At 61.9% G+C, this 5,176-nt stretch carries 5 protein-coding genes and 1 pseudogene; 2 read left to right on the top strand and 4 right to left on the bottom strand.

Translation table 11 applies throughout. The features are described from left to right. The 4 genes and pseudogenes from AC0L18_RS32170 to rpsL all read right to left on the bottom strand — a co-directional run. Positions 1–77: pseudogene (locus AC0L18_RS32170) on the bottom strand (GTP-binding protein); the annotation flags it as partial. A 66-nt stretch (positions 78–143) separates the two neighbouring features. Beyond that, the gene (gene fusA / locus AC0L18_RS32165; RefSeq protein ID WP_473495709.1) at positions 144–2,234 is read right to left on the bottom strand and encodes an elongation factor G; all 2,091 of its coding nucleotides are present in this window, start codon (positions 2,232–2,234) and stop codon (positions 144–146) included. A gap of 30 nt (positions 2,235–2,264) precedes the next feature. Continuing rightward, positions 2,265–2,735 carry a 30S ribosomal protein S7 gene (gene rpsG, locus AC0L18_RS32160; protein ID WP_008875664.1) on the bottom strand — a complete coding sequence of 157 codons (471 nt, stop codon included), beginning with the start codon at positions 2,733–2,735 and terminating at the stop codon, positions 2,265–2,267. Between the two features lie 85 nt (positions 2,736–2,820). Beyond that, positions 2,821–3,192 carry a 30S ribosomal protein S12 gene (rpsL, locus tag AC0L18_RS32155; RefSeq protein ID WP_006333356.1) on the bottom strand — a complete coding sequence of 124 codons (372 nt, stop codon included), beginning with the start codon at positions 3,190–3,192 and terminating at the stop codon, positions 2,821–2,823. A gap of 462 nt (positions 3,193–3,654) precedes the next feature. On the opposite strand from rpsL, the gene AC0L18_RS32150 reads away from it, so the two are divergent. Together AC0L18_RS32150 and AC0L18_RS32145 are read left to right on the top strand one after the other, a co-directional pair. After that, positions 3,655–3,936 (top strand): hypothetical protein, encoded by a 282-nt coding sequence (locus AC0L18_RS32150; RefSeq protein ID WP_023798115.1) that lies wholly within the window; start codon positions 3,655–3,657, stop codon positions 3,934–3,936. A gap of 110 nt (positions 3,937–4,046) precedes the next feature. After that, positions 4,047–4,982, top strand: a complete 936-nt coding sequence (locus AC0L18_RS32145) for a Gfo/Idh/MocA family protein (RefSeq protein ID WP_473495708.1) — start codon at positions 4,047–4,049, stop codon at positions 4,980–4,982. Positions 4,983–5,176: the final 194 nt, after the last annotated feature.

Raw genomic sequence — 5,176 nt, 5'->3', positions numbered from 1 at the left:
GTCTTGCCATGATCGACATGGCCAATCGTGCCGATGTTCACATGAGGCTTTGTACGCTCGAATTTACCTTTTGCCATGTGATCTCTCCATTCCTGCTCGCCCGTGCGGGCTTTGAATTAAGTTAGCGCTGCAACCCGTTGGGGTTACGCGTATTTCTTCTGGACTTCCTGAGCGACCGCGGTGGGGACCGGCTCGTAGTGATCGAACTGCATCGTGTAGGCCGCGCGGCCCTGACTCATCGAGCGCAAATTGTCGACGTATTTGAACATGTTGGCGAGCGGCACCATGGCGTTGACAACAACCGCCACGCCACGCGATTCCTGGCCCTGAATCTGGCCGCGACGGCCGTTCAGATCACCGATGACGCTGCCGACATAATCTTCCGGCGTCACCACTTCGACCTTCATGATCGGCTCGAGCAGCTGCACGCCAAGCTTGGGCGCCGCTTCACGGAAGCAGGCACGGCCGGCGATTTCGAAGGCGAGCACCGAGGAGTCGACATCATGGTAGGCGCCGTCGATCAGCGTCGCCTTGACGCCGATCATCGGGAAGCCGGCGAACGGGCCAGAGGTCATGACGCTGTTGATGCCCTTTTCGACACCGGGGATGTATTCCTTCGGCACAGCGCCGCCGACGATCTTGGATTCGAACAGGAATTCGCTGCTTTCCGGATTCGGTTCGAACAGGATCTTGACACGGGCGAACTGGCCGGTGCCGCCGGTCTGCTTCTTGTGGGTGTAGTCCTGCTCGTGCCTGCGGGTGATCGTCTCGCGATAGGCCACCTGCGGCGCGCCAACATTGGCCTCGACCTTGAACTCGCGACGCATGCGGTCGACGATGATGTCGAGGTGGAGTTCGCCCATGCCGGAGATGATCGTCTGGCCGCTTTCCTCGTCGGTCTTGACGCGGAAGGACGGGTCCTCGGCGGCCAGGCGATGCAGCGCAAGGCCCATCTTTTCCTGGTCGTTCTTGGTCTTCGGCTCGATCGCGATCTGGATGACCGGATCGGGGAATTCCATGCGCTCGAGGATGACCGGATGCAGCGGATCGCAGAGCGTGTCGCCAGTCGTCGTGTCCTTGAGGCCGGCCAAGGCGACGATGTCGCCGGCGAAGGCCTCTTCGACGTCAGCGCGCGAATTCGCATGCATCTGCAGCATGCGGCCGATGCGCTCCTTCTTGCCCTTCACCGTATTGTCGACCGAGATGCCCTTGGTGAGCTTGCCCGAATAGATGCGGGCAAAGGTGAGCGAGCCGACGAACGGGTCGTTCATGATCTTGAAGGCGAGCATCGACAGCGGCTCGTTGTCGTCGGCGTGACGCTCGATCTCGGCGTCGGTCTTGGCATCGACGCCCTTGATGGCCGGAACGTCGGCCGGCGACGGCAGATATTCGACGACTGCGTCAAGCAACGGCTGCACGCCCTTGTTCTTGAAGGCCGAGCCGCAGAACATCGGGTAGAACTTCACCGCGATGGTGCCCTTGCGGATCAGGGCGCGGATCTCGTCATTGCTGGGCATCTTGCCGTCGAGGTAATTCTCGAGCGCTGTCTCGTCCATTTCGACGGCGGCCTCGATCATCTTCTCGCGATATTCTTCGGCACGTGCCCTAAGGTCGTCCGGGATCTCGACGACGTCCCAGGCGGCGCCCAGCGTCTCGTCGCGCCAGACCAGCGCGTTCATCTCGACGAGATCGACGACACCCTTGAACTCGGTCTCGGCGCCGATCGGCAGCTGCATAACGACAGCCTGCGCACCGAGGCGCGAGCCGATCATTTCGACCGAGCGATAGAAATCCGCGCCGATCTTGTCCATCTTGTTGCAGAAGATCATGCGCGGCACGCGGTACTTGTCGGCCTGGCGCCAGACGGTCTCCGTCTGCGGCTCGACACCGGCGTTGGCGTCGAGCAGCGCAATGGCGCCGTCGAGCACGCGCAACGAACGCTCGACCTCGATGGTGAAATCGACGTGGCCGGGAGTGTCGATGATGTTGAAGCGGTGCATCTTGCCGTCACGAGCCTTCCAGAAGGTCGTGGTCGCGGCGGACGTGATGGTGATGCCGCGTTCCTGCTCCTGCTCCATCCAGTCCATGGTCGCAGCGCCGTCATGGACTTCGCCGATCTTGTGCGACTTGCCCGTGTAGTAGAGGACGCGCTCAGTGGTCGTCGTCTTGCCGGCGTCGATATGCGCCATGATACCGAAATTGCGGTAGTCTTCGATTTTATATTCGCGGGCCATGGGAGGTGCCTCTTCAGTCTCGTTCGCGCTTTACCAGCGGTAGTGCGCGAAGGCGCGGTTGGCTTCTGCCATCTTGTGGGTGTCTTCACGCTTCTTGACGGCGGTGCCGCGGTTGTTGGCCGCGTCCATCAGCTCGCCGGAGAGGCGGTCGACCATCGTGGTCTCGTTGCGGTTGCGGGCGGCGGCGATCAACCAGCGGATGGCCAGCGCCTGACGGCGCTCGGGGCGCACGTCGACCGGAACCTGGTAGGTGGCGCCGCCGACGCGGCGCGAACGCACTTCCACATGCGGCGCGACATTGTCGAGCGCCTGATGGAAGACGGTGACCGGCTCCTGCTTGGTCTTGGACTGAACCTGGTCGAGCGCGCCGTAGACGATGGTCTCGGCAACCGACTTCTTGCCGTCATACATGACGGCGTTCATGAATTTGGTGACGATCAGATCGCCGAACTTCGGGTCCGGGTTGATCTCACGCTTTTCTGCACTGTGACGACGGGACATTTTTTCTCTGCCTCAATTCTGCGTGGTGGCCTGGATCCCGGATCGTCGCCTGGCGCCGTCCGGGATGACCTTGGCTACGCTTCGGTCACTTCGGACGCTTGGCGCCGTATTTCGAACGGCGCTGCTTGCGGTTCTTCACACCCTGCGTGTCGAGCACGCCGCGGATGATATGGTAGCGGACGCCCGGAAGATCCTTGACGCGACCGCCGCGGATCATCACCACCGAGTGCTCCTGAAGGTTGTGGCCTTCGCCGGGGATGTAGCCGATCACTTCAAAACCATTGGTCAGGCGGATCTTGGCCACCTTGCGCAGCGCCGAGTTAGGCTTCTTCGGCGTCGTTGTGTAGACGCGCGTGCAGACACCCCGCTTCTGCGGGTTCTGCTGCATGGCCGGGACCTTGTTGCGCTTCACCGGCGCAATGCGCGGCTTGCGGATCAGCTGGTTGACGGTAGGCATTAAACCCTCTTGTCTCTCAATTCCGTGTCTCGCCCGGTCAGGGCCGCTCAAAGCGTCATTTCCATACGCAAATTCGGGCCACAAACCGCGCCTCGCGGTCTTGCCCGAACAAATGGCAGAGGAAGCGGAAACCGCTTCATGCACGCCGGAAATGTCTTTTCGCTCGTAAAACGAACCCTGTTTGAGGCAAACTCCAAAGCGTGTCGCTTCGGAAGGGAGAGCCTCACATCGGTTCTGACTGGGCGGCTTCTACTCGCAAGCCTGTTGCCCGTCAACCCCGGAGCACCAAATATTACGCTGAAACCGAGGCTTGGCAGCCATGCGAAAAGCGCATGTAATTTTCTTTCGCCATTTTGCAAGAGCAAGGAAGAAAGTGACCGGCCCTCGGCTGTTGCATAGCCACGCTTCATGCGAAAAAGCGACATGAACAGCGCAAATCCCCTCGCCCGGAGGAATCGGCCCGTGAACGACAATGATGAGCGCCCGGTCACCATCATCACCGGTCGGGCGTGGAAAAGAAAGGGCGGCAAGCCGGAAGGCGTCCACCTCATGCTGGTCGCGCCCGACGACGATTCGGCGGTGCGCCGGGCGCTCGAATCACTGGCGGCCGAAGGCTACGCCGAGGCGGAACTCGACCAGATCGGCGACCTGGACGGCGTGCCCGACGAAGAGCCGCATTTGTCGGCCTATCAGGGCGCGCTTGAAGGCGAAGTGTCGATCGTCACCTTCGACGTGCCGCTGTGACCAGCCATGTCCCTGGCGGTCGCGGTTTGGGGCCGTCGCGGTCTGGCACTGCTTGCCCGGCATCGGTTCTCTGCTAAGAACCAAGCGCAATATCAACCTGCGGAGTTCCCATGTCCCTGAATAGCGGTCCCATCAAGCTCGGCATCGTCGGCGTGGGAAAGATTGTTCGCGACCAGCACCTGCCGGCCCTGGCCAAGGACCGCGACTACCTGCTCACCGCCGCCGCCAGCCGGCACGGCAAGGTCGACGGCATCGCGAATTTCCCTGATATCGAGGCGATGCTCGACGCCGTGCCGGAGCTCGAGGCCGTATCGCTCTGCATGCCGCCGCAGTTCCGCTACGACGCCGCGCGGACGGCACTCGAAGCAAAAAAGCATGTTTTTCTGGAAAAGCCACCCGGCGCCACGGTCAGCGAGGTCGAAGATCTGAAAGCGCTGGCCGCGGCAAACGGCGTCTCGCTGTTCGCCAGCTGGCATTCGCGCTATGCGCCGGCGGTGGAAGCCGCACGTGCATTTTTAGGCTCGACCCAGATCAGGTCGGCCGCCATCAACTGGAAGGAGGACGTGCGCCGCTGGCATCCGAACCAGGACTGGATCTGGGCTCCAGGCGGCTTCGGCGTCTTCGATCCCGGCATCAACGCGCTGTCGATCGCGACCCACATATTGCCGGCGATGTTCATCAGCTCGGCAATCCTCGATTTTCCCGAAAACCGCGCCGCCCCGATCGCCGCGCACATCGCCTTCCGCACCTCGAACGGCTTGCCGGTGGCGATGGAACTCGACTGGCGCCAGACCGGCCCGCAAAGCTGGGACATCCTGGCCGAGACGGACAAGGGCGCGATGGTGCTTTCTGGCGGCGGCGCAAAACTCGCGGTCGACGGCCGCGTCGTTCACGACGAGCCGGAAGCCGAATATCCGATGCTCTACAAGCGCTTCGCCGAGATTGTGCGCGCCGGCGTCTCCGACGTCGATCTCGCTCCGCTCCAACATGTCGCCGACGCCTTCATGCTCGGCAAGCGCAATGTGGTGGAAGCGTTTTTCGATTGACGCGTACAATGCGGCTATGAACGACCCGCCTGCCCAGCGTTGGTAAACGACCCGCCTGCCCAGCGTTGGTAGTTGGCGAAAGCGGAAGCGGAAGCGCCATACAATCTCCCCTGGATCCCTCAAGTTGTGTGCGTCAAGTTCTGCAAAAATGGCGTGGCATTCAGCGGTGACGTTGGCGTGTCCGCCGCGCAGCC

It is taken from the genome of Mesorhizobium sp. WSM4819, assembly GCF_055811215.1.
The sequence above is the reverse complement of the archived record's forward strand: the minus strand, read 5'-3'. Positions and strand labels throughout refer to the sequence as shown.

Coding starts and splice junctions, on each gene's coding strand:
- rpsG (WP_008875664.1), bottom strand. CDS start 2,735: ATGTCCCGTCGTCACAGTGCAGAAAAGCGTGAGATCAACCCGGACCCG.
- rpsL (WP_006333356.1), bottom strand. CDS start 3,192: ATGCCTACCGTCAACCAGCTGATCCGCAAGCCGCGCATTGCGCCGGTG.
- AC0L18_RS32145 (WP_473495708.1), top strand. CDS start 4,047: ATGTCCCTGAATAGCGGTCCCATCAAGCTCGGCATCGTCGGCGTGGGA.
- fusA (WP_473495709.1), bottom strand. CDS start 2,234: ATGGCCCGCGAATATAAAATCGAAGACTACCGCAATTTCGGTATCATG.